Annotated in this window: 25 protein-coding genes; 16 read left to right on the top strand and 9 right to left on the bottom strand. The window is 57.4% G+C overall.

Translation table 11 applies throughout. From position 1 onward, the window contains the following. The first annotated feature begins 98 nt into the window (after window positions 1-98). The 4 genes from EY643_RS12665 (at window position 99) to EY643_RS12650 (ending at window position 3,072) form a co-directional block, all read left to right on the top strand. The gene (locus EY643_RS12665) at window positions 99-563 is read left to right on the top strand and encodes a MaoC family dehydratase (protein ID WP_153239584.1); all 465 of its coding nucleotides are present in this window, start codon (window positions 99-101) and stop codon (window positions 561-563) included. A 35-nt stretch (window positions 564-598) separates the two neighbouring features. Then, a complete protein-coding gene (locus EY643_RS12660; protein ID WP_153239583.1) occupies window positions 599-1,519 on the top strand; it encodes an SDR family NAD(P)-dependent oxidoreductase in 921 nt (306 codons plus the stop codon). Window positions 1,520-1,524: 5 nt separating this feature from the next. Next, window positions 1,525-2,505, top strand: a complete 981-nt coding sequence (locus tag EY643_RS12655; RefSeq protein WP_153239582.1) for an NADPH:quinone oxidoreductase family protein — start codon at window positions 1,525-1,527, stop codon at window positions 2,503-2,505. Window positions 2,506-2,571: 66 nt separating this feature from the next. After that, window positions 2,572-3,072 (top strand): potassium channel family protein, encoded by a 501-nt coding sequence (locus EY643_RS12650; RefSeq protein ID WP_153239581.1) that lies wholly within the window; start codon window positions 2,572-2,574, stop codon window positions 3,070-3,072. A 2-nt stretch (window positions 3,073-3,074) separates the two neighbouring features. Here EY643_RS12650 and EY643_RS12645 read toward each other — a convergent pair whose 3' ends face one another. The 4 genes from EY643_RS12645 to EY643_RS12630 all read right to left on the bottom strand — a co-directional run bounded on the left by EY643_RS12645 (window position 3,075) and on the right by EY643_RS12630 (window position 6,634). Further along, complete coding sequence (locus EY643_RS12645) at window positions 3,075-3,599, bottom strand: retropepsin-like aspartic protease family protein (RefSeq protein WP_240732697.1); 525 nt, start codon at window positions 3,597-3,599, stop codon at window positions 3,075-3,077. Window positions 3,600-3,614: 15 nt separating this feature from the next. Next, entirely contained in the window at window positions 3,615-4,448 is an 834-nt protein-coding gene (yghU, locus tag EY643_RS12640) for a glutathione-dependent disulfide-bond oxidoreductase (protein ID WP_153239580.1), read from the bottom strand. Window positions 4,449-4,518: 70 nt separating this feature from the next. After that, window positions 4,519-5,673 carry a tetratricopeptide repeat protein gene (locus EY643_RS12635; RefSeq protein ID WP_153239579.1) on the bottom strand — a complete coding sequence of 385 codons (1,155 nt, stop codon included), beginning with the start codon at window positions 5,671-5,673 and terminating at the stop codon, window positions 4,519-4,521. 37 nt (window positions 5,674-5,710) lie between these two features. After that, on the bottom strand, window positions 5,711-6,634 hold the full coding sequence (locus EY643_RS12630) for a LysR family transcriptional regulator (RefSeq protein ID WP_153239578.1): 924 nt from the start codon (window positions 6,632-6,634) through the stop codon (window positions 5,711-5,713). Between the two features lie 132 nt (window positions 6,635-6,766). Between EY643_RS12630 and aptA the strand changes: the two genes are divergently transcribed. The 3 genes from aptA (at window position 6,767) to EY643_RS12615 (ending at window position 9,567) form a co-directional block, all read left to right on the top strand. Next, window positions 6,767-8,107: an omega-aminotransferase AptA gene (aptA, locus tag EY643_RS12625; RefSeq protein ID WP_153239577.1), complete on the top strand. Its 1,341-nt coding sequence runs from the start codon at window positions 6,767-6,769 to the stop codon at window positions 8,105-8,107. 27 nt (window positions 8,108-8,134) lie between these two features. Further along, on the top strand, window positions 8,135-9,106 hold the full coding sequence (locus EY643_RS12620) for an AEC family transporter (protein ID WP_153239576.1): 972 nt from the start codon (window positions 8,135-8,137) through the stop codon (window positions 9,104-9,106). An 86-nt stretch (window positions 9,107-9,192) separates the two neighbouring features. Further along, complete coding sequence (locus tag EY643_RS12615; RefSeq protein ID WP_153239575.1) at window positions 9,193-9,567, top strand: PilZ domain-containing protein; 375 nt, start codon at window positions 9,193-9,195, stop codon at window positions 9,565-9,567. 10 nt (window positions 9,568-9,577) lie between these two features. Here the strand turns inward: EY643_RS12615 and EY643_RS12610 are convergent, their stop codons facing one another. Beyond that, complete coding sequence (locus EY643_RS12610; RefSeq protein WP_153239574.1) at window positions 9,578-10,714, bottom strand: acyl-CoA dehydrogenase family protein; 1,137 nt, start codon at window positions 10,712-10,714, stop codon at window positions 9,578-9,580. A 127-nt stretch (window positions 10,715-10,841) separates the two neighbouring features. Here EY643_RS12610 and EY643_RS12605 point away from each other — a divergent pair, with 127 nt between their 5' ends. Genes EY643_RS12605 through EY643_RS12575 form a run of 7 tightly spaced genes read left to right on the top strand, consistent with a single transcriptional unit; the run spans window position 10,842 to window position 17,357 of the window. Then, on the top strand, window positions 10,842-12,269 hold the full coding sequence (locus EY643_RS12605) for an aldehyde dehydrogenase family protein (RefSeq protein WP_153239573.1): 1,428 nt from the start codon (window positions 10,842-10,844) through the stop codon (window positions 12,267-12,269). A gap of 19 nt (window positions 12,270-12,288) precedes the next feature. Next, window positions 12,289-13,779 (top strand): glycerol kinase GlpK, encoded by a 1,491-nt coding sequence (glpK, locus tag EY643_RS12600; protein WP_153239572.1) that lies wholly within the window; start codon window positions 12,289-12,291, stop codon window positions 13,777-13,779. 3 nt (window positions 13,780-13,782) lie between these two features. Continuing rightward, complete coding sequence (locus EY643_RS12595) at window positions 13,783-13,968, top strand: hypothetical protein (protein ID WP_153239571.1); 186 nt, start codon at window positions 13,783-13,785, stop codon at window positions 13,966-13,968. Window positions 13,969-14,007: 39 nt separating this feature from the next. Continuing rightward, window positions 14,008-14,811, top strand: coding sequence for an FkbM family methyltransferase (locus EY643_RS12590; RefSeq protein ID WP_240732696.1), 804 nt, complete (start codon window positions 14,008-14,010; stop codon window positions 14,809-14,811). A gap of 16 nt (window positions 14,812-14,827) precedes the next feature. Continuing rightward, a complete protein-coding gene (locus tag EY643_RS12585) occupies window positions 14,828-15,385 on the top strand; it encodes a nitroreductase family protein (RefSeq protein ID WP_153239569.1) in 558 nt (185 codons plus the stop codon). A gap of 23 nt (window positions 15,386-15,408) precedes the next feature. Next, on the top strand, window positions 15,409-16,341 hold the full coding sequence (locus EY643_RS12580; protein WP_153239568.1) for a peptidyl-prolyl cis-trans isomerase: 933 nt from the start codon (window positions 15,409-15,411) through the stop codon (window positions 16,339-16,341). Continuing rightward, a complete protein-coding gene (locus tag EY643_RS12575; RefSeq protein WP_153239567.1) occupies window positions 16,338-17,357 on the top strand; it encodes a HupE/UreJ family protein in 1,020 nt (339 codons plus the stop codon). Before EY643_RS12580 ends, EY643_RS12575 begins: the two co-directional genes overlap by 4 nt. 11 nt (window positions 17,358-17,368) lie before the next feature. On the opposite strand, the gene EY643_RS12570 is transcribed toward EY643_RS12575, so the two are convergent. Next, on the bottom strand, window positions 17,369-18,148 hold the full coding sequence (locus EY643_RS12570; RefSeq protein WP_153239566.1) for a hypothetical protein: 780 nt from the start codon (window positions 18,146-18,148) through the stop codon (window positions 17,369-17,371). A 30-nt stretch (window positions 18,149-18,178) separates the two neighbouring features. On the opposite strand from EY643_RS12570, the gene EY643_RS12565 reads away from it, so the two are divergent. Then, the gene (locus EY643_RS12565) at window positions 18,179-18,982 is read left to right on the top strand and encodes an alpha/beta fold hydrolase (RefSeq protein WP_205743055.1); all 804 of its coding nucleotides are present in this window, start codon (window positions 18,179-18,181) and stop codon (window positions 18,980-18,982) included. Here the strand turns inward: EY643_RS12565 and EY643_RS12560 are convergent. Continuing rightward, window positions 18,968-19,597, bottom strand: coding sequence for a TetR/AcrR family transcriptional regulator (locus EY643_RS12560; RefSeq protein ID WP_153239565.1), 630 nt, complete (start codon window positions 19,595-19,597; stop codon window positions 18,968-18,970). The two genes, EY643_RS12565 and EY643_RS12560, sit on opposite strands and share 15 nt — an antisense overlap. Before the next feature lie 127 nt (window positions 19,598-19,724). Here EY643_RS12560 and EY643_RS12555 point away from each other — a divergent pair, with 127 nt between their 5' ends. Continuing rightward, entirely contained in the window at window positions 19,725-20,051 is a 327-nt protein-coding gene (locus EY643_RS12555; RefSeq protein WP_153239564.1) for a DUF3301 domain-containing protein, read from the top strand. 1 nt (window position 20,052) lies between these two features. On the opposite strand, the gene EY643_RS12550 is transcribed toward EY643_RS12555, so the two are convergent. Together EY643_RS12550 and EY643_RS12545 are read right to left on the bottom strand one after the other, a co-directional pair. Beyond that, a complete protein-coding gene (locus EY643_RS12550) occupies window positions 20,053-20,673 on the bottom strand; it encodes a LysE family translocator (protein ID WP_153239563.1) in 621 nt (206 codons plus the stop codon). 5 nt (window positions 20,674-20,678) lie between these two features. Continuing rightward, window positions 20,679-22,127, bottom strand: coding sequence for a coniferyl aldehyde dehydrogenase (locus EY643_RS12545; protein WP_240732695.1), 1,449 nt, complete (start codon window positions 22,125-22,127; stop codon window positions 20,679-20,681). Window positions 22,128-22,130: the final 3 nt, after the last annotated feature.

Genomic DNA, 22,130 nt, shown 5'->3' with positions numbered 1-22,130 from the left:
TTCACTTAATTAATTGGTGCTATAAGTAACGATGGTTTTTACTAACGCTCGCCGCTGCTACCATGCAGTCCCCCTTGCCCTGGTTCTGGAGAATAAACATGCCGTTAAAGACAGTATCCCTTGAAGAATTCCACGCCCTGGTGGGCACTAAATTTGAACCCGGCCCCTGGATAAGCATCGAACAGGACCGGATCAATACCTTTGCCGATTGCACCGAGGACCACCAGTTCATTCACATTGATGAGGAGGCGGCCAAGCAAACACCGTTTGGCGGCACAATCGCCCATGGTTTCCTTACGCTTTCGTTGATGGTGAAGATGATCGAAGACGTGGGCGTCATGCCTGCGAATGTCGTGATGGGGATGAACTATGGCTTCGATAAGATTCGCTTTCTCTCGCCCGTGCGCGCAGGTAAGCGTGTCCGCGCCAATGTAGAGCTCCTGGATTTGACTGAAAAAGACGGTGGCCGCCTGCTGATAAAGCAGGGTGTGTCAGTGGAGATTGAGGGCGAGGAAACGCCGGCTCTCGTGGCCGAATGGCTTAGTATGGTCGTTTGCGGCTGAACCACGAACAGAAATTACTCACGGAGATACACAAGATGACAATTCGTTATGACGGCAAAGTTGCCATTGTTACTGGCGCGGGCCAGGGCCTGGGTCGCTGCCATGCACTGGAGCTGGCCGCCCGCGGCGCCCGCGTAGTAATCAACGACCTCGGCGGAGCGGCCGATGGTACTGGTGGTTCAAGCGAAGCAGCACTGGCGGTTGTCGCTGAGATCGAGGCTGCTGGTGGTGAGGCGATCGCCAACGGTGCCAACGTCGCCAAGTACGACGAGGTCGAGGCTATGGTGAAACAGACCATGGACCAGTGGGGCCGGGTGGACATCCTGGTGAATAATGCGGGTATCTTGCGTGACAAGAGCTTTGCCAAAGGCTCTCTGGACGACTTCAAGATGGTGCTCGACGTACACCTGATGGGGTCCATCAACTGTATCAAGGCCTGTTGGGACATTATGCGCGCGCAGGAATATGGCCGCATCGTCGTAACGACATCTTCCAGCGGTCTCTATGGCAACTTTGGCCAGACTAACTACGGTGCGGCCAAGATGGGCGTGGTGGGCGCGATGAACACTCTTGTGCAGGAAGGCGCAAAGTACAACATCAAGGTGAACGCCCTGGCTCCTACCGCGGCAACACGTATGACTGAAGGTTTGATGCCGCAAGAGGCGCTTGATCTTCTGGTGCCTGAGAAGGTGACGCCTGCTGTGCTCTACCTGGTCAGTGAAGATGCCCCGACTCGCACGATTCTCTGCGCTGGCGCAGGCGGCTATTCGGTGACGCGTATGATAGAAACCGAGGGTATCTACCTCCCTGAAGGCGAGCAGACGCCTGAAGCGATCGCCGCGAATTGGGACGCTATCACCGACCCGTCCGGCGAAAAGGCGCTGCAGGCGGGCGGTGAACAGGGGTTTAAATTTGTAGCGAAAGCGGCTCAAGCACTGGGCATTGGCGCGGAGTAGACGTAATGAAAGCTGTTGTATGTAAAGAGCTTGGCCTGCCGGACAAGTTGAGTCTTGAGATGGATTGGCCCGAACCCACGCCGGGAGAGCACGAGATTCTCGTCGATGTTAAGGCAGCGGGCCTCAATTTCCCTGACGTGCTTATGATTCAGGGTAAATATCAAATGCAGCCGGAGATGCCCTTCATTCCAGGTGGCGAGTGCGCCGGCGTTGTGCGTGAAGTAGGGGAGAGCGTTACCCGTTATAAGCCCGGTGACAAAGTGATTGTGGCCGCTGGCATTGGCGCGTTCAGCGAAGTTGCGGTGGTGCATGAGTTGGGCGCCTTTCCGGTGCCGGAAAACCTGAGCTTTGAGCAGGCGGCAGGCGTCTGCATTACCTATTTCACGTCCTACTATGCGCTGAAGCAGCGGGCCGAGATCAAAGCCGGGGAGACCCTTCTGGTGCTCGGTGCTGCCGGCGGTGTCGGCTCTACCGCAGTAGAACTCGGCAAGCTAATGGGCGCGAAAGTGATCGCTGCAGCCAGTTCCGATGAGAAGCTGGAGCTCTGTAAACAACTTGGTGCTGATGAGTTGATCAACTACAGCGAAGTTGATCTGAAAACAGCAGTGAAGGAGTTAACCGATGGCAAAGGGGTTGATGTTGTCTATGACCCGGTCGGTGGCGACTATTCGGAGCCTGCCGTGCGCTCAATGGCCTGGAACGGTCGCTACCTGGTGATCGGCTTTGCCAGTGGCCCGATCCCCTCTATTCCGTTGAACCTGACCTTGCTCAAGGGCTGTTCTATAGTTGGCGTGTTTTGGGGGCGTTTCTCTGGAGAGGACCCGGGCATCCAGATGGAGAACACCAAGGAACTATGGGCATTGTTTGAAGAGGGTAAACTCAACCCTGTGGTGACTGATTGTTTTCCGTTGGAGCAGTATGAAGACGCGTTCAACTGCCTGATCGATCGCAAGGCGCGGGGCAAGGTCATTCTCACGACCGAGTGACATCGAGTTGCACTATCAGGCAGACTGTCTGGTAGTGCATCAGTCAACGAACACGAGGGATAGAGATTGCGACGTTACAGAGATGAGCTCGTGCTGGTTGCGGGCCTGGGGTCGGCCTTTGCGCTGACGGCAGCTTACTCACTGCTGGGTAAGTGGTCGCTGTGGAGCTCTGTGATGGTGCTGTGTCTCACCACCTTTTATTACAGTTACACCTTTTTTCACAGCGATAATCGCGGCCTGAAGTTGCTGCTGTTTTTGATTCAGGCAGTCGTTGTTATTTTCTATTTCGCGTTGATTTACCGTGTTTTCGGTATTATCGACAGTGCAACCGGAGAGACGATCAGGCCCGAGTGGCTTGATGCGATGTACTTTAGCGTGGTTACCTGGACCACGCTCGGCTATGGCGACTTCCGCCCGGTGCACGACGCAAAGGTCTGGGTGATGACCGAGGCTTTGCTCGGCTATGTCTTCATGGGTATTTTTGTTGCCAAGATTCTCTACATGCTGCGGGGCGATGAACAATTGTCGCAATCTCCAGGAGCATCATCCGGCGACCAGGGCAGTTGAAACTATTGCCGCAAGATTAGCGTATCTCCCCGCTGGGTGAATTCAATATGCTTCAGAAAAGACATACCCAGCAGTATTTCTTCCATGCGCAGGCCCGGCGCGATGCCGGCCTGAACATTGCGTAGCTCAATATCTCCTACGGCAACTCTGTCCAGTAACGCGGCGTAGCTGGTAGACATCCCATTGGCCGTCTGGGTGCGGTAGCTCCGTCCACGCGGTATGCCCAGCCGATTGGCGACCGCCTCTGGAATGGCAACGCCGGTAGCCCCAGTGTCGAGCATGAATGTCACAGGCTGACCGTTGATCGTGCCGCTGGTGACATAGTGGCCAAACTTGTTGCGTTGCAAGACCACTTCACGGGAGCCGCCTTCACCGTAGCGTGTATCCACCCGCTGATTGGGGTTGAACTGCTTTTCAAGCACGTCGCCGAAAAATACGGCTCCCAGGCCGAGCAGCACAATCCAGGCGAGGATCATCATGCCCGCCCCCATGCGTTTCTGCTCTTTAAGCCCGGGGTGCTCGCTCATATCTGAGACCAGCGCTTACTTGAAGTCGGCCGCACTGTGGCGCTCAGGCACCTGGCGATCCTCGTCACCCCAGCGCACGTTGACGCGAAGGCCACGATCAACACCGGGGCGGGCCTCCAGCTGGCGAGCCCAACGATTGACGTTCTCATAGCTTTCCACCTCGAGAAATTCCTGGGCGTTGTAGGTCTGGCCGGTAATGAGCACGCCGTACCAGGGATAGATGGCCATATCGGCCAGAGTGTACTCATCGCCAATCATGAACTCTCGCTCTGCCAGGTTGCGGTCGAGTACATCTAACTGACGCTTCACTTCCATGGTGTAGCGATTGATTGGGTATTCGAATTTTTCTGGCGCGTAGGCGTAGAAGTGACCAAAGCCGCCGCCGAGGAAGGGTGTTGCCCCCATTTGCCACATCAGCCAGGACAGGCACTCGGCGCGGTCCGCGGTATCGGTGGGGAGGAAGGCGCTGAACTTCTCCGCCAGGTGCATCATGATGGCACCGGATTCGAATATCCGAATAGGGGTAGCACCGCTGTGATCGACCATGGCCGGGATTTTGGAGTTGGGGTTGGCTGCAACAAAGCCCGAGCCAAATTGAGCGCCCTCGATAATATTGACGATCCAGGCATCGTACTCGGCGTCGCTGATACCGCGCTCCAGTAGTTCCTCCAGCAGGATGGTCACCTTCTGACCGTTGGGTGTGCCCAGGGAATACAGCTGTAGCGGGTGTTCACCTACCGGCAGTTCCTCCTCGTGGGTAGCGCCGGCAACGGGGCGATTGATCGATGCAAAGCGGCCGCCATTTTCGGCGTCGTTGGTCCAGACTTTAGGGGGTACATACTCGGTCATGAAAAATTCCTGCGTAGTGGGCCGTGAAGGCGCGTGGCCTTCGTGGATACGAATAATAGATGGGGGCGGTTCAGTGTGAAGTCAACGCCGAGAGCTTACTCTCGTAGAGACGCTGGCGCTGGTCGTCAGTGGCCCTATCCCTGGCCTGGGCCATGAGTGTCTCGGCACTGTCGATGTCACCTAGCATATAAGACGATCTGGCTTGACCAAAATAGCCGTTGTGCATGTATGGCGCAATCTGACTGGCGCGGCGATACAGGGCCTTTGCCTGACGGTACTCCCCCTGTTCAAAAGCGATATCACCGGCAGCGATCCAGTTCATCGGGCTGGGGTCCTCGAGCAACAGCAGTTTTTGGCTCAACTGTTCGGACTCTGAGTCGCGTCCCTGTCTGGCCAGGAGTAACTGATAGTTCTTCAGCAGCGATACATTCTCTGGGTTGTCGACAATCGCGTGGCGATAGATTTTTTCCGCGCGACTGGAATCTCCCACCCGGCGGTGAAGCACGGCCATCATATTCAGTGCATCCGGGTGGTCAGGGGCAAACTCCAGAGATGCCTGCAGCAGGGCGAAGCCGCGATCGTGGCGCCCCTCAATCAGCGCTTCGGCAGCCAGATTGCGATAGAACATGGCGATATACTGTTGGCGGCTGATATTGCCGACAAAGACCTCATCCCCGGAGGGGAAGTAGTCGATGGTGATACCCGGTGGCCTGCGAATGTTTGAGCCGATCGCGGCTTTGGTAACCGGGGTATAGATGTAGCTGCGCACGTGTTGTTGTTTGAGCGTAATGGCGCCTTCCAGGCTATACACCGGAATGGATTCAACAAGCTGGAATTGCACTTCGACGTCCACGAGCTCCGCCAGCGCGGTGGTGAGAATCGCCAGCGAAAGACAGTTGCCTCGCTCTTCCGTGAAAGTGTCGGATGCCGTCAGGGTGTCGTCGTAGAAAGTAAACGCTTCCCCAAAAGAAGCGATGAACTGTGCGAGCCGACGATGGGGAGGAAGCTCGGCCTTTGCGGGATCGTGGAAATACTGGAGAAAACGGGCTTGCTGGTTGCTGTCGAGCTGATGAATAGCGTCTGCTGAGGGAATATCCGGGGTGGCCGCGAAACTGGCGTAGTCCGTATAGGGTGCCTGGCGGGGCTGGGCGTAGTCCTGGCTTGCGCAGCCGCCCAATAGCGCGCCGCACAGAACAGCAAAAATTACTCTTATTGAAGTATTCATTGTCTGATCTCCCGTCTCAGCGGAATGACATCTGAGCTTACACCCGTGCGTGCGCGTCTACCAGCGCATCAAGCAGCGTCTGTACAACCCGCGAAGGTGGCGGAGAATGGCGCACTATGGCACTGAATTCACATGCATACTGAAACGTTTGCGGGCGCAGGGCACGCATCACACCCTTGCTGACGAAAGTCTCTGCGTAGTGTTCCGGCAGGTAGCCAACATAACGCCCCGACAACACCAGGTGGGCGACAGCCTCCTGGTCGTGGGCGGTGGCGTGGCGTACCAGGCCTACACTGCGGCTGGCCTCCATGTTGGGTGAGTGATAACCGATGCCGACATAGCGTGATTCGCGGATCTGCTGGGCCGAGACATCGTCTTCCGCCAGATCGAACAGATGATTTCCTCGGGCGCAGTACAGGTACATTTGCTCATCAAACAGCTTGTAGTAATTCAGGCTGGAGGAGGGGCGGTGGTTGGGGATAATTCCAAGCTGAAAACGTCCCTCCATCACTCCGCGCTCGATAGCGTTGATAGGCTCCACGTGAATCTCTGGTTCCACATCCGGCGCGAGTTGGTCAAAGCGGGCAATAGCGCGGTCGATATGGCAGGCCGGATTGGAGGCGGTTTTGTCGAAGATGGCGATTGCGAGATTGCCTGTGAGCTGCTGATGCAGGCCGTGCACATCCTGCTGGAATTCATCCATCGCGGTCATGATTTTTTGGGTGCTGGCGTGAACCTGCTCGCCTTCGCGAGTGAGGGCAAAACCGCCACGGCCGCGCCGGCATAGCGTAACTCCGAGCCGGGTCTCGAGATCCTTGATATGGCGCGAAATAGTGGAGCGGTTGATATTGAGCTCTAACTCGGCTGCGGCAAAGCCACCGCAGCTGACCACCGCGAGAAACACCCGCAGCAGGCGCAAATCATTGTCGGTGACATTTCCCAGTAGTGCTTTTCTGGCCACGGTAGGTGTTCTCCACAATGAAAGTGATTGAGTTTAAAGTTAGATAGTAATGAAACTTTACGTTTATAGGTAATTATTTATGAAACTAAGTCTGCGCCGTAGAATGTCGTGCTTTTACCCGAGCAGATCGAAATGACCAACATTCCAGACGTTCAGCCTCCCCTGACCCGTGAGGAACTTGAAGCCCATTGGATGGCCTATACGGGCAACCGTCAGTTCAAGGATGACCCGCGCATGCTGGTGGCGGCGGAAGGCGCCTACTACATCGACGATAGGGGGCGCAGGATTTTCGATGGCCTCTCTGGGCTCTGGACCACAGGCCTGGGCCACAATCGCCCCGAAATTGCCGCTGCGGTGGCGAAGCAACTCACAACCCTCGATTACTCTCCGGCATTTCAGTTCGGCCAACGAAAGTCATTTCAGCTTGCCAACAAGCTCAAGGAGCTTACACCCGAGGGGCTGGACTATGTTTTCTTTACCAACTCAGGCTCCGAGAGTGTGGAGACTGCGCTGAAAATGGCCCGAGCCTACTGGCGCCTCAAGGGGCAGCCCAGTAAGACTAAACTGATCGGTCGCGCCAAGGGCTACCACGGCGTGAATTTCGGCGGCATTTCCGTGGGCGGCATCGGCGCCAACCGCAAGCTGTTTGGCCCGGCGGTCGATGCCGATCACTTGTCCCATACTCAGATAGCAGGTAATGAATTCACCAGGGGGATGCCTGCTGAGGGCTGGCAGTTGGCGGATCAAATGAATGAGCTCATTGCCCTGCACGATGCTTCCAATATCGCAGCAGTGATCGTGGAACCGCTGGCCGGGTCTGCCGGTGTCATCCCTCCGCCCGCAGGCTACCTGCAACGCCTTCGCGACATCTGCGACGCCAACGACATCTTGTTGATCTTTGACGAGGTGATTACCGCCTTTGGACGTATGGGGGCGATGACCGGTGCCGATGCCTTCGGGGTGACCCCGAACATCATGACCATGGCCAAGCAGATGACTAACGGTGCCATCCCCATGGGCGCTGTGATGGCAAGCAATGAGATCTACCAGACATTCATGGCACAGGGCGGACCCGAGTATATGCTCGAATTCCCGCACGGCTATACCTATTCTGCCCACCCTGTGGCCTGCGCTGCGGGCCTTGCTGCACTGGACTTGCTGGAGGCGGAGAAGCTGCCTCAACGTGTTGCCGCGCTGGCACCGCACTTCGAGGAAACCTTGCATCAACTCAAGGGCTTACCGCACCTCGTGGATATCCGCAATTACGGGTTCGCCGGTGGTCTGACTTTCGCCGCCTACCCGGGCGAGCCCGCTCGCCGCCCCTATGAAATCGCTATGCGCATGTGGGAGAAGGGTTTTTACGTGCGCTATGGTGGAGACACTATTCAGCTGGGCCTGCCTTTCATTACCGAGAAAGATGAGATCGACAGCCTGGTCAGCGCACTTGGCGATACCCTGACAGAACTAGCGTAATCAAGCTGCTTGCGCCAGAATTGGCGCTTGAATTTACAAGACGCCTCTCAGCTCCTCTCCGCCTGCCTTGCAGTCTCGCTGCCCACCTTTGCCTGGGTGGCAGCGGGTGTGTTACTCAATCGCATTGGCCTGTTTCCGCAAGCCTTGAACGACTGGATATCTCGCTGGTCGTTTAACCTGGGGCTGCCGCTGATGTTATTCGCCGGTGCCGCCAGTATCGACTTCAATGATATCAACAGCGTCACCTACCTGTTAGCAGGTGTTCTCAGTACTGCCCTCGTCGTAGTGGGCGCCTGGATATACAGTGCCAGACGCGGCCATCCTTTTGCCGAGCGGGGCATTTTCGTTCAGGGAGCGTACCGTTCTAATCTCGCGATCGTCGGCGTTGCGCTGTGTGTCGCAGCCTACGGTGAGGAGGGAGCGCGGCTCGCGGCATTGGCAATTGCAGCCATGACAAGCTTCTACAATGTTCTCGCTGTGATCGTGCTCAATGCCACACTGGGTGGAAACGCTTCTCTTTGGGGAGCTGTCAGCGGAGTGCTGCGCAACCCGCTGATTATCGGGATTATAGCTGGCGCGTTGTTGTCGATCGCGCCGATACCGGTACCGCCATTGGTCACGGCGAGCGCGCCGATGCTGTCAGCATTTTTCCTGCCTCTGGTGTTGTTGTGTATCGGTGCTGCGATGCGCCTCGGTGAATTGCGCAGCTCAGGCCCTCTGGCCTGGGAGGCCTGTGTCTGGCGACTTGTTGTGGCGCCGCTGCTGACGGTGTTGCTGGCTTTGGCCATGGGTGTGCGCGGAGAGGCGCTGGGTGTGTTGTTTCTGCTGGTTGGCACCCCGGCAGCAGCCTCGGGGTATATCATGGTCGCCGCAGCGCGGGGCAACGCAGTACTGGCGGCAAATATTGTGGTGCTCACCACTGTTCTATCAGGCATCACACTGACGGCCGGCCTATTTCTACTGTCGCTGCTGGGTTTGGTCGGAAGTTTCAGCGGCTAAAAAAACTCGAGAAAACTCCAATTCCCTGCTGACGAACATCATCATCACTGGCTATATTTCCAGCTGACATCAATCAGGAGGAAGTCATGTCCGAAGCCGTTGATTACGCTGAACGCCGTGAGCACGAACGAGTTTCCGTCGTCCAGGCGATTTTTCTAGAGGTGGAGGCCGGGGGTGGCCGCAGGCAAAGTGAAAGCAAGGTCATTCGCTGCGAGACTGTTGATGTTTCGGTGGCGGGCCTGCGTATTCTGGTGCCCGAGAGTATCGATGCTGGCAGCACCGTGCATATCGCAGTGCCAATGAGCGATTGGAAAAACAACCTCGAACTGGTGGGCGAGGCCAAATGGTGTCAGGACGCCCACGGAAAGTCGGGTTACTGGGTGGGCCTCGAGCTCAAGGACACCACCCGCGAGAACATGGAAAAGTGGTGCAAAGTGGTGCACCAGTTAGGAGCCAACTAAGCGACGAGAATCACCTGCCCAGCATGGAGCGAGCAACCAGCTCGCGCATGATCTCCGAAGACCCGCCGTAAATGCGCTGGATACGCGCGTCGGTGTAGTAACGTGAGATGGGGTACTCGGCGGTGTAGCCGTAGCCGCCGAAGAGCTGCAGGCAGTCATCAACCGTGCTGCACTGCATTTCGGTGCTGGCGTATTTGAGCATCGCCGCATCGTCGGCAGACAGCTCGTTGCGTGAATATTCCTCGGCACACTTTTCGTACAGGGCCCGGTTCAGGGCGATCTCTGTTTTCACGGTGGCAAGAGTAAAGCGGGTATTCTGGAAAGAGGCTACCGTCTGGCCAAAGGCCTTGCGCTGCAGCACATAGTCCACGGTAAGATCGAGGGCACCTTCCGCCGCGGCCACGGCCTGTGCCGCAATGCCCAGGCGTTCGCGTGGCAGCTCTGTCATCATGATCACGAAGCCCTTGTTCTCTTCTCCCAACAGCGCGTTGGCAGGCATACGTACATCCTGGAAAAACAGCTCGGCGGTGTCTGACGCGTGCTGGCCTATTTTCTCGATCTTGTTGCCTTTCTCGAAACCGGGGAGGGTGGTGTCTACCAGAAAGAGGGACGTGCCCTTGGCGCCTTTGCCGGGGTCTGTAATCGCTGCCACGATAACAATATCGGCGTGGATGCCGTTGGTGATGAATATTTTGGAGCCGTTCAGTACCCACTCATCGCCATCACGAACCGCGGAAGTACGAATACCCTGAACATCAGAGCCCGCACCGGGCTCGGTCATCGCCAGTGCGCCGACAGCCTCACCGGTAATCATTTTTGGCAGCCACTGTTGTTTCTGCTCTTCGGTGCCGAAGTGATTAATGTAAGGAGCAACGATATTGCTGTGGATGCCGTAGCCGCTGGCGAGACCGCCGTAGCCCATGCGCGACATCTCCTCAATCATGGCGAGACAAACGCGGGGGGAGGTGCCTGCACCGCCATATTCCTCAGGCATATCGGGGCACAGAAGCCCGGCAGCACCTAGGGTATTCCACAACTCGCGAGGCACGATGTGTTGTTCTTCCCAGCTTTCGTAGTGGGGCTCGATTTCCTGTTCATAAGCGCGGCGTGCCATATCGCGAAACAGGGTCAATTCTTCGTTGTCCATGAGCGTGGATCTCCAAACCAAGTTGGTTAAAAAACGCGCGGATTGTACACCCCTCTTGGGTGATACCCAAGGGCGACGTCGCTGCTAGACTTGGACGGATTGTTACTAGTCTATTTTGGAGCCAGTCATGCGCGACTACCGCAAATTCTATATCGACGGCCAGTGGGTGGCCCCTGCTACACCACTTGACCTGGAAGTGATTAACCCGGCCAACGAAGAGGCCTGTGCTGTGATTTCTATTGGCGCTGAGGCCGATGTTGAACTAGCGGTGGCAGCGGCGAAGCGCGCCTTCACAAGCTTCAGTCGCACCACACGTCAGGAGCGCATTGAGCTGCTGGAATCCTGTGTCGAAATCTATAAGAAACGCTATGACGATATCGCGGTGGCAATCCGTGAGGAAATGGGTTCACCCCAGACATTTGCCGTGGAAGAGCAGGCGGACTGCGGCCTGGGCCATCTTGCTGAGGCCCTGCGCGTGCTGCGCCAATTTGAGTTCGAGGAAGATGTGGGCAATGCGCGTGTGTTTCGCGAGCCGATTGGCGTGTGCGGCTTGATCACACCATGGAATTGGCCGGTTAACCAGATCGGTTGCAAAGTGGCGCCCGCGCTTGCGGTGGGCTGTACCATGGTGCTCAAACCCAGTGAGATCGCCCCGTTGTCGGCCTGGCTCTGGACTGAAGTCATGCACGAGGCCGGTGTTCCCGCGGGTGTTTACAATATGGTCAACGGCGATGGCCCTGGCGTGGGAACAGCGCTGTCGAAACATCCTGACGTCGATATGATGTCGTTTACCGGTTCTACCCGCGCTGGAATTGCCGTGGCTCAGAACGCGGCACCCACGGTGAAGCGAGTTGCCCAGGAACTTGGCGGCAAGAGCCCCAATATTATTCTCGACGATGCCAATCTGGAAGTGGCTGTTACGCGCGGCGCATTGCACATGTTCGCCAATACGGGGCAGTCCTGTAATGCGCCATCGCGCATGCTGGTGCCCGCGGCCAAGCTTGCCGAGGCCGAAGACATTGCAGCCAGGGCAGCTGCCTCGGTGGTAGTGGGCGACCCGGCCAATACCGAGACAACCATGGGGCCTGTGGTGTCGAAACTGCAGTACGACAAAATTCAGGGCCTGATTGAAGCGGGTGTTGCCGAAGGCGCAAAGTTGGTCGCTGGTGGGCCCGGTCTTCCCCAGGGCATCGACAAAGGTTATTTTGTGCAGCCCACTGTTTTCTCGGCTGCGAATAACGATATGACGATCGCGCGAGAAGAAATTTTTGGCCCGGTGCTCACGATGATTCCCTACGAGACAGAGGAAGAGGCTATCGCGATCGCCAATGATACCGTTTACGGTCTTGCCGGTTATGTGCAGAGTGAAAGCATGGAGCACGCGCGTCAGGTGGCCTCTCAAATCCGCGCCGGCAACGTGAAAATCAATGGCCAGTCGGGCGGCTATGCCGTACCCTTTGGCGGATATAAACAGTCCGGCAACGGGCGCGAGTGGGGCGAACATGGCTTCACGGATTTCCTCGAGACTAAAGCCGTAGAAGGTTACGGCGAGTAAACTAATGCGGAGCTGAGATATGGCCGACTTCATTCTGGCAATCGACCAGGGCACCACGGGAAGCACAGTGGCCCTGATGGATTCTGCGGGAAAGGTCAGGGCCAGCGTCAACAACGAGTTTCCCCAGATCTACCCGAAGCCCGGTTGGGTTGAACACCGGCCTGCGGAGATCTGGGGCTCGGTCCTCAAGGGCATTCGCGCAGTGCTGCGCAAGCGTATTTGCAAGGCGTCCGATATTGCCGCAATTGGCATTACCAACCAGCGTGAAACCGCACTTTTGTGGGATCGCGAGACAGGCGATCCGCTGAACAATGCGATTGTCTGGCAGTGCCGGCGAACCACTGATTTTTGCGAAAAGCTCAAGTCAGACGGTCATGAGCTGGATGTCCGGCACAGGACCGGCCTGGTGCTTGATCCTTATTTCTCAGCCAGTAAGTTTCGCTGGCTGCTCAATAACACTTCTGGTATCTCGCGTCTGCGCCGAGCCGGCAGAGTGGCAGCAGGTACTGTCGATAGCTATCTGATCTGGCAGCTTAGTGGTGGCGAGAGCCATGTCACCGACGTGTCGAATGCCTCGCGCACCTCACTGATGAACCTCAAAACCTGCGCCTGGGATCGCAAGATGCTGGATCTGTTTCAGGTCCCTGTCGACATCTTGCCGCGGATTGCGCCGTCAAGCGCCGAGCTCGGGCGTACCCAGGGCGTGCCTGGCTTGCCCGATGGTATTCCTATTACCGGGGTGGCCGGCGACCAGCAGGCGGCCCTGTTTGGCCAGGCCTGCTTTGCCACTGGCGATGCCAAGTGTACCTTCGGTACAGGCTCATTCATCCTGATGAATACAGGGACCGAACCGCTGCAATCCGACTCAGGTCTGCTCACGACAGTTGCCTGGCAACTGGGTGAGAAAGACAAGCCTGTATTTGCGCTGGAGGGCGGGGCGTTTATTTGCGGCGCGGCCGTGCAGTGGTTGCGCGATGGCCTCAAAATTATTAAACAAGCCCACGCGGTGGAAGCGCTGGCGCGAGAAGTGCCGGACCACGGCGGGGTTGAGTTCGTGCCGGCCCTGACGGGGCTGGGCGCACCGCACTGGGCGCCGGAGGCCCGCGGCACGCTCACCGGCCTCACCCGAGGCACTGAGTGGGGTCATATCGCCAGGGCGACACTGGACGCCATGGCATTACAAAACGCAGATATTCTGCGCGCGATGGAAGCAGATCTGGGCAAGCGTATGAAGCCACTGCGCGTAGATGGCGGTGCCGCTGCAAACGATCTGCTGATGCAGATCCAGGCAGATGTATTGGGCCGTAAGCTGATCCGCCCGCAGGTGATTGAAACCACAGTTGCTGGTGCATGCTACCTCGCCGGTTTAGGGGTAGGCCTGTGGCAGAGCCCCAAGGAAATTCGCGATATCTGGCAGGTCGAGAATGAGTTTTCTGTGACCATGAACGCCAGTGCACGACGCAGGCGCCAGGCGTCATGGGACAAAGCTCTGGAGCGGACACTCCTCTGAACCATGGCCGACGTAATTCCATTTCGCAAACCCTCAGCCAAAGAAAAGCACAAGGGTAAAACCCTGTGCCGCCATGGCCACCACAAGTGGCAGGTGGATGTGGCGAAGCAGTTTGACGTCAAGCAGGGCAAACTGGTGACCCGATATGTTTGTACCCGCTGCGGCGAAGCAAAAGTAAAAGCGCACTGAATAATGTCGAGTACTGATGTCCAATCCGGAGTTGAGCTGGTGTCGCTGGCAGTCCCTGGTCAGGCTGCTCCTCTCAGTATTTATGTACACGGCGATCACGACCAGCATGTCTCGCGCCAGCTGCGTGAGTCAGCAGTGTGGGAGCCCTATGAATCCAGCCTGTTATTACAGGTGTTGCGTCCCGGCCAGGTCTTCATCGACGTGGGTGCCAATATAGGCTACTTCTCGCTGTTGGCCGCTGGTGTCGTCGGGCCAAAGGGGAGGGTGTTTGCATTCGAGCCTGATCCGGCGAATTTCATCCTGATGCAGAGAAGCATTGGTCACAATCAACTGAGCTGTATCGAGGCCGTCAACGCCGGGCTTGCAGCACAGGCCAGCGACGCCCAGCTTTATCTCAGTGAACACAATCTCGGCGATCACCAGATTTTTGATGCCGGGGACGCGAGACGCAGTGTTGCGATTTCCCTGCTCAATGGAACCGATTATCTGGTGGCGCGCACCAATCGTATTGATTTACTCAAAATTGACACCCAGGGTTCGGAGTACGGTGTCGTTGCTGGATTGCTGCCACTACTGCAGGCGCAGGCGGCGCCCTGCAGGATTATCGTCGAGCTCACCCCGCGGTCTTTGCGTCAATGTGGTAGTAGTGGCCGCCAACTGATTGAACTTCTTGCGCAATTGAACCAGCCTTTCTGGATTGTTGATCACATCGAACATCGTCTGGTCGCCAGCGATGCCGCCGAGCTGGCGCAGTGGTGTGACAATGTAGACGCTGTGCCGGAAGATGAGGGCTTCATGAATATCATGGTCGGCCCCGAGCCTGCTATCATAGGCCGGCAATAACAAACGCGGTATGTTGATGAACGAACAGCTTCAGTTTCTGGCCAACAGGAATTCTGCCCCGAAACTCTGTGCTCCTGGTCCAAACGCCGACCAAATGGCACAGATGATCAAGGTCGCCATGCGCGCGCCTGATCACGCAAGACTGCGCCCCTGGCGTTTCCTGACGGTAGCCGGCGAGCGCCGCGAAGCCCTGGGAGGCCTGTTACACGAGGCCCTTTTGCAGCGAAATCCCGATGCCGATGAGACTGCCCAGGCCAAGGCGCGCAATTCGCCTTTGCGGGCGCCGCTCGTGGTCGTGGTGATCTGCACATTGTCTGAGCATCCCAAAGTGCCCCCGATAGAGCAGCGCCAGTCTGCGGCTTGCGCGGCCCACGGGCTATTGCTCGCTGCAGAAGCGCTAGGCTTCGCTGGCATCTGGCGCACCGGGGACGCTGCATTTGACCGCACATTTATGGACGCCATGGAGCTGGCTGCAAATGAAGAAATTACGGGTTTCTTGTATCTCGGTACCCGAGACGGCAATGCCAAACCACTTCCCGATATGAATCCTGACGAGTTTAACCGTTACTGGTGAGCTGACCTTCCGGAGTTTTATTTATGCAATTTTTGGCCAGGCTGAATCGGCCCTGGATACATTTCGTTTTGTTGGGGATACTGCTTTTGTGGCTGCAGGGCCAGCTGTTTCCTGAACCCAAGCCAACAATCGGACCGCTTTCCGATGCGCGTGTTGAGGCGCTCGAAGAGCAGTGGTTTTCTGCAGTGGGTCGCCCGCCGTCAGAAGAACAACTGGCTAATATGGTAAGCGCCGAGCTGGATCGGGATATGTTGTACCAGCGAGCGCTTGAACTTGAATTGCACCTGTATGACCCGGTGGTCTATCAGCGTCTGCTGCGGAATATGCTCTTTCTCGGTATGGGCGAGGGCATGAGCGAGCAGGAGAAATATAAACAGGCGCTGGAAATGCGTCTGCATCTCGGCGACGAGGTGGTCAAACGGCGAATGATTCAGGTGGTAGAGCAGTTGTTGCTGGCCGCTAACCCGCCGGCATTGCCGAGTGAGGCCCAAATAGCGACGGAGTTTGAGCAGCGTCAGGAAGAGCTTCGCCGGCCTGCGCGTTATACCGTTGAGCATATTTACTTCAATCGCGACCGCGAGTCGGAGATAGAGAGCACGATAGCCCAGATTGAGGCCGAGGGCCTGGGACCAGCGGAGGCGCGTCAGCTCAGTTCGCCCTTCCTGCCGGGATACCGTTTCGTTCGCCAGACACCGGACCAGCTTGCGCGTCACTTTGGCAGTGCATTTGTCATGAATCTGATTGAGGCGGAGCCCGAAGTTAACAGCTGGGTCGGGCCGGTTCGTTCCACCTACGGCCAGCACTATGTGTTCACCAGTGAAATAGTCCCCGCTCGCCCGGCGACATTGGAAGAAGTGCGGCCGATGCTTGAACGCGATCTCAAGTCGCAGGCGCGGACAGAGGCACTGGAGAGGAGCATCACTCGGATGCGTGAAGACTACGAGGTGCTGCAATGAAAGGTGCTGCAATGAAAAAAGTACTCGCCAGCCTGTTGCTGCTGACCCTTGGTTTGACTCTGGGCAACGCCGCCAATGCACATCGCTTCGCGCCCTCGCTGCTTAAAATCAAGCAGATCGGCGCCGAGCAGTACCACCTGGTGTGGAAAACGCCGGTCCAGGCAACCAGTAGTGTTCCGCTAAGGCCCACCTGGCCAGAGAGCTGTGAGGTGAGCCAGAGCAGTCCTGCCCAGATCGAGGGCACGGGCAAGGTGACGAGCCTGCAACTCACATGCAAGAGCCTGGGTGACGATGGTCTCGTTGGGGACACCATCGGCGTGTCCGGCCTCAGTGCGAACCAGGCGTCTGCAATGGTGATGCTGAGCCTGTTGGACGGGCGCCAGTACCAGGAAGTCCTTAATGGCGAGCAAGCGGAATTTGTCGTGCCCGTGGAGCCCGGCGCCGGAGAGGTGGTTACGGATTACACCGTGCTCGGCTTCGAGCATATCTGGGGCGGTATAGACCATCTCCTGTTCGTGTTCGGCCTGTTGCTGTTGGTAGGGGGCGGTGCGCGCCTGCTGTGGACAATTACAGCGTTCACTGTGGGCCACAGTATTACCTTGTCGCTGGTCACCCTGGGGTTCTTTGACTACCCGGTGGCACTGGTGGAATTCACCATCGCCTTGAGCATCTTTCTGCTGGCAGTCGAGCTTACCCGCAAGGGCAGTAATGATTTGCTCTGGCGCCACCCCTGGTGGCTGGCGGGCGGTTTTGGCCTGCTGCACGGCATGGGCTTTGCCGGCGCGCTGGCAGAGACCGGCCTGCCGCAGGATAACGTTCCCCTGGCACTACTGTTCTTTAACGTCGGAATTGAACTGGGCCAGATCGCGTTCATTCTTGCAGTGCTGGCATTGTGGTGGGTTGTGCGCAAACCGATAGCACCCTGGCAGGATCGTCTGCGCTGGGTGCCGGTCTATGTGCTGGGTGGCCTGTCCGCCATGTGGTGTATCGAGCGAGGGTTGGAAACCCTCGCTTGATATAGGGCTCGCTAGGGGTTACCTGGCCAGGCCTTCATTTCGATGAGAGGGTGGAAAGCGAGCTGGATACCCTCGTAGAGGTGGTTGTAGTTTTCCAGCATATTGCGGCGACGTGTGAAACGGCCGCTGGAAGAACGGGTGTCGATCGCTTCGGTCGCATCCAGGCCACCGCGACCGAAGAAAAGGCGCTGTAAGTCTGTATCAAAAACAGCCACCTGTAGAGTCGCCACTGCGGCCAGCTGGTTCCAGTCGAAATCGACCGAGACACCGTCCCCCGGGCCTTGCAGAGCAGGCTTGCGACTCACGCCATCCCAGCGGGCAAGGTGCTTCATGCCAATATTGAAGGCTACTTCCACTTCTACCAGATCGGTAAAAACGAACGCGTCCAGTTTGAATTCCTTCTTCATGTCGTCGCGAATGCTTTCCATGATCTGGGCGAAGGTACGCATATTTACTTTGCCCGTGGTCGGTTCGACAGGGTTACCATAGGCGCGGACGCCGGTGCTCCAGCGCTGCTGGAATTCACGCTGAGGAATGACCTTGTAGCCGTTATCCTTGAGGTAGGCTGAGATCATTCCGTCGATGCGGGGCGCTTCTTTCTCGAGATAGTTGCGCGATGGCATACCGAGATTGACGTGCGGGATAACGACCGTTTTGATCGGCTTTTCAGCCAGCTTGGCTGTTTCGATCTCAGAGTTAAAGGTGGTCGGGTTATAGCTGGGGGTGCTGGAGCAGGCAGCAACAGTACACAGGGTCAGCAGGGCGCCGAGACGAGCGAGGACAATACGCATAATGGAATCCAATTCGATATAGTGGGCCGCATGGTAGCAAAATCTCAAAACCAGCACATTCATTTCAGCGTCTCTGGCGAGGGGCCACCTGTTGTGCTGATGCACGGCCTGTTTGGCGCCGGCAATAACCTTGGAGCGCTAGCTCGCTCCCTGGCTCCTGTTTACACCGTCTACAGCCTGGATCTGCCCAACCACGGGCGCTCCGGTTGGGCAGATGACACCAGCCTGGCCGCGCTCGCTGCCATTGTGCGCGCCTGGATTGCAGAGCAGGGGTTACCGCAGGCGGCCCTGATGGGACACTCCCTCGGCGGTAAGGTTGCCATGGAAATCGCGCTGCAGGACCCCGCGCTGGTTGCAGCGTTGGTGGTCGCGGACATCGCGCCAGTAGCCTACCCACCTCATCACGATGCTGTTTTTGCTGCGTTAGATGCGGTTTCCACAGGCCATTGCCGCTCGCGGGCCGACGCGGAGCAGCTTATGAAGTCTCACCTGAGAGAGGAGGGTGTGATTCAGTTCCTGCTGATGAGCCTGCAGCGCGGAGCCGACGGTTACTATGATTGGCGTTTCAACCTGGAGGGCATCAAGGCTGGTTATAGTGCAGTGCGGGCGGCGCCAGATAGAGATCGGGTGTTCAGCGGCCCGGTGCTGTTTGTAAAAGGCGGCGACTCTGACTACATCCTGCCTGAGCATCGCGAGCGGGTGCTGCAGTTGTTCCCTGCCGCCGGGCTGAAAACGATGCCAGGCTGTGGCCACTGGTTGCACGCGCAGCAACCTGCGCTGTTTAACAGCATTGTCGGGCGCTTCCTTGAGACTAACTATTCAGGGGCGCAGTAGCTCCAGGAGCAGGTCAACCTGCTCGGCAATAGCCGCGGGGCTTGCAAGATCGACGCCGGTGGTGAGGCGGGTAGAGGGGGCCACCAATAGATTGTAGGTAAGCGCGCCCGAGATGAGGTGTAATAAGTGCAGTGGCGAACCGGCGCGAATCAGCCCCTGTTTTTGAAATTCCACTACGAAAATCTCTCCGAGCCGGTAGTCTTCCGCCAGGCAGTGTTCGATCAGCCAACGCTGGCGTTCTCCCTGAGCAGCAGCTTCGTGAAACATGAACCACAGCCATTGGGGTTTTTCCCGGGTGAATTCCAGCAGCGCGGTAAAGCCCTCACGCATTTTTCTGGGCAGTTCGCTATCTCCACACGACGCCATGCGGGTGGCTATGGCATCGTTACGCAGCTGCCAGATGTGCAGTGCTGTCTCCCGCCACAGCTGTTCCTTGGTAGAAAAATGATACTGTACCAGTGCTTTTTTGACGTCCGCGCTCGCCGCGATATCCGCCAGAGATGCGGCTTCAAAGCCAGCGCGAGCGAACGCATCTGCAGCGGCGGCGAGTATGTGAGAGCGGGTCTGTTGGCGCTGGCGCTGTCTGCTGGTAAGCGCCTCCTCAGCCTGAGTCATAGCGAGCGATCCAAGTGACAATACGTGTGTACAGTGAAGTTTACACGCCCACTCTACGAGCGGCTATACGTTGGGGGCGAGCCTAGGTATCCTTGGCCCTTCATTACTGACCGGTGTTCCATTTTCGATGTATCTTTCGCTCGGCGAAATTCTCACGCTCTTCATCGTGGGAACAGTCTGCCTCTATTTATTTTCCTCGACTCGAGTGCGCGAAATTGCCCTGCAGCATGTCGCCCGCGCCGGTCAGCGAGACGATTTTCAGCTGCTTGATCAATCGGTTCATGTGCAGCGTGTATCACTCAGTCGCGACACGGATGGCCGCTGGCGAATCTGGCGTCAATACCGGTTTGACTACAGCTACGATGGTGTTCAGCGCCGCCAGGGGCATGTGATTATGCTGGGCCGGAAGCTTCAGTCTGTCGTGGTGAGCGAACAGCCGCGAGTGCTGCACTGAATCACGCAGCGGCGAGGGCGCGGTACAGCACTGTAAGAGCCAGTGCGATCAGGATGACACCGAAAAGCCTATCAATCTTCCGGCTATTGCTGCGCAGGCGCTCAAAGAACAGCGGGTGAGACACCAGCAGCGCCATCAGGCAGTACCAGGCACCGTCGACCACTCCGACGGTGACAGCCATGATGCCTTTCTCGACGACGTCTGCATCGGGTCGCAGAAACTGTGCAAACAGAGCCAGCATGAAGATGGCGAGTTTGGGGTTGAGGAATGCGACCAGGAAACCGCTCACTGCGGCACCGCGGTTGTCGGTTTTAGCCTGCGCGGTGAGGGCGCCAGAGCCTTGACTGCGCAGGGATTTAACGCCCAGATAAATCAGGTAGAAGGCGCCGGCGAGTTGAATGGCAAGGAAAACCGCGGGCGAGCGCGCTATCAGCACCGCGAGGCCGGTAACCGTGAGCAGGCCGTATAGCCCGGTGGCCACCCCATGACACACAGCTGCGATCACGCCTGCATTGCGCCCGCTCTGCAGGGCGGCATTAACGACGACGGCCAGACTCGGCCCGGGCGACATTGCGCCCAACAGGCAGATACCAGCCAGGGACAGCCACTGGCCAATATCCATGGATGTTACTTCTTGATTTGCGAGTCCAGCATCTTATCAAGCTTTTGCCCGAACGGGGGCAGGGTGCCCGCAAGTTTAGCCATGTTCACCCAGCCTTCGCGATACACACCGCGGCCGTGGCTAAAGGTGCGGAATCCGTCGAAGCCTCGGTAGTTCCCGCTGCCTGAATGGCCTATTCCGCCGAAGGGGAGGTCGTCACAGCCGACGTGCATGGCAATCTGATTGACCGAAACGCCACCGGAAATTGTCTCATTGATGACCCGCTCTTCCTCGGCCTTGTCCTCGCCGAAGTAGTAGAGGGCCAGGGGGTGCTCGCGCTCATTGATGAAATGAAGCACCGGGTCGAGATCGTCATAGGTCTTGACGTTCAGCACGGCGCCGAAAATTTCGTCCTGCATGCAGGCGAGGTCATCCGCCGGATCGACAATAAGATGCAGGGCGAGCTTGTGCTCTTCGGGCGAGGATACTTCTTCACCCTTGGGGCACAGCGGAACGATTCGGGTGCCCCGCTCAGCCGCTTCGTCGATATAGCCTTTCACGCGCTCGTAGTGCCGCTCGTTGATGCAGGCGACAAAGTCTGGATTGCCCTGCACAGTGGGGAACTGTTCGGCAATAACATCCCTGCAGCGTTTGATGAACGCTTCCAGTTTCGACTGTGGCACAAAGCAGTAGTCAGGGCTCACGCAGAGCTGACCGCCGTTCATGGCCTTGCCCGTGATTAAGGTCTCGGCTGCTTTGTTGATGTCGGCTGATGGCGAAATCACCACCGGTGACTTCCCGCCCAGTTCCAGAGTGACCGGTACCATATTGTCCGCGGCCGCTTTACCGACCAGGCGGCCGATGGAGGAGGCGCCGGTGAAAATGATGTGATCCAGCTTCAATGAGCTGAACGCTGCACCCACCTCGGGTCCGCCGGTGACGACCGCGACTTCGGTTTCCTCGAAATACTGGGCGAATAGTTTGCCCATGAGTGCAGACGTATGAGGGGTAAATTCCGAGGGCTTGATCATGGCTCGATTACCCGCGCCCAGCACGTCAGCCAGAGGGCTGAAAATCATGTTCACTGGCACATTCCATGGCGTCATGATGCCTACCACGCCTTTGGGCTGATACTTTACATAGGCCCTGGCCCCGAGAAAGTTCATCGGCATGAACGGCGTGCGCTTTTCCGGCTTCATCCACTTTTTGAGATTTTTCTTCACGAACTTGAGACTGCCAACCGAGTTCATGATGTCCATCATCTGGGTGGTATAGGGTGAGCGGCAGCCAAAGTCCTTGTCCACTGCGTCGCAGATTGCTTGTTTGTGGTCGACCAGCAGGGCGATACAGCGATCGATGCGGTCAATGCGAGTCTCCAGGCTGACCGGCCCCTCTGCTCTGAAGGCCTGGCGCTGGTTGTCGAGTATCAGCTGCAGTTCTGCGGCGGCGTCTTGTACGATGGTGGGTGCATTCACTGT

This window comes from Halioglobus maricola (assembly GCF_009388985.1).
GTDB lineage: Bacteria > Pseudomonadota > Gammaproteobacteria > Pseudomonadales > Halieaceae > Halioglobus > Halioglobus maricola.
Note: the sequence above shows the minus strand (reverse complement) of the source record. Positions and strands in the feature narration are given on the sequence as shown.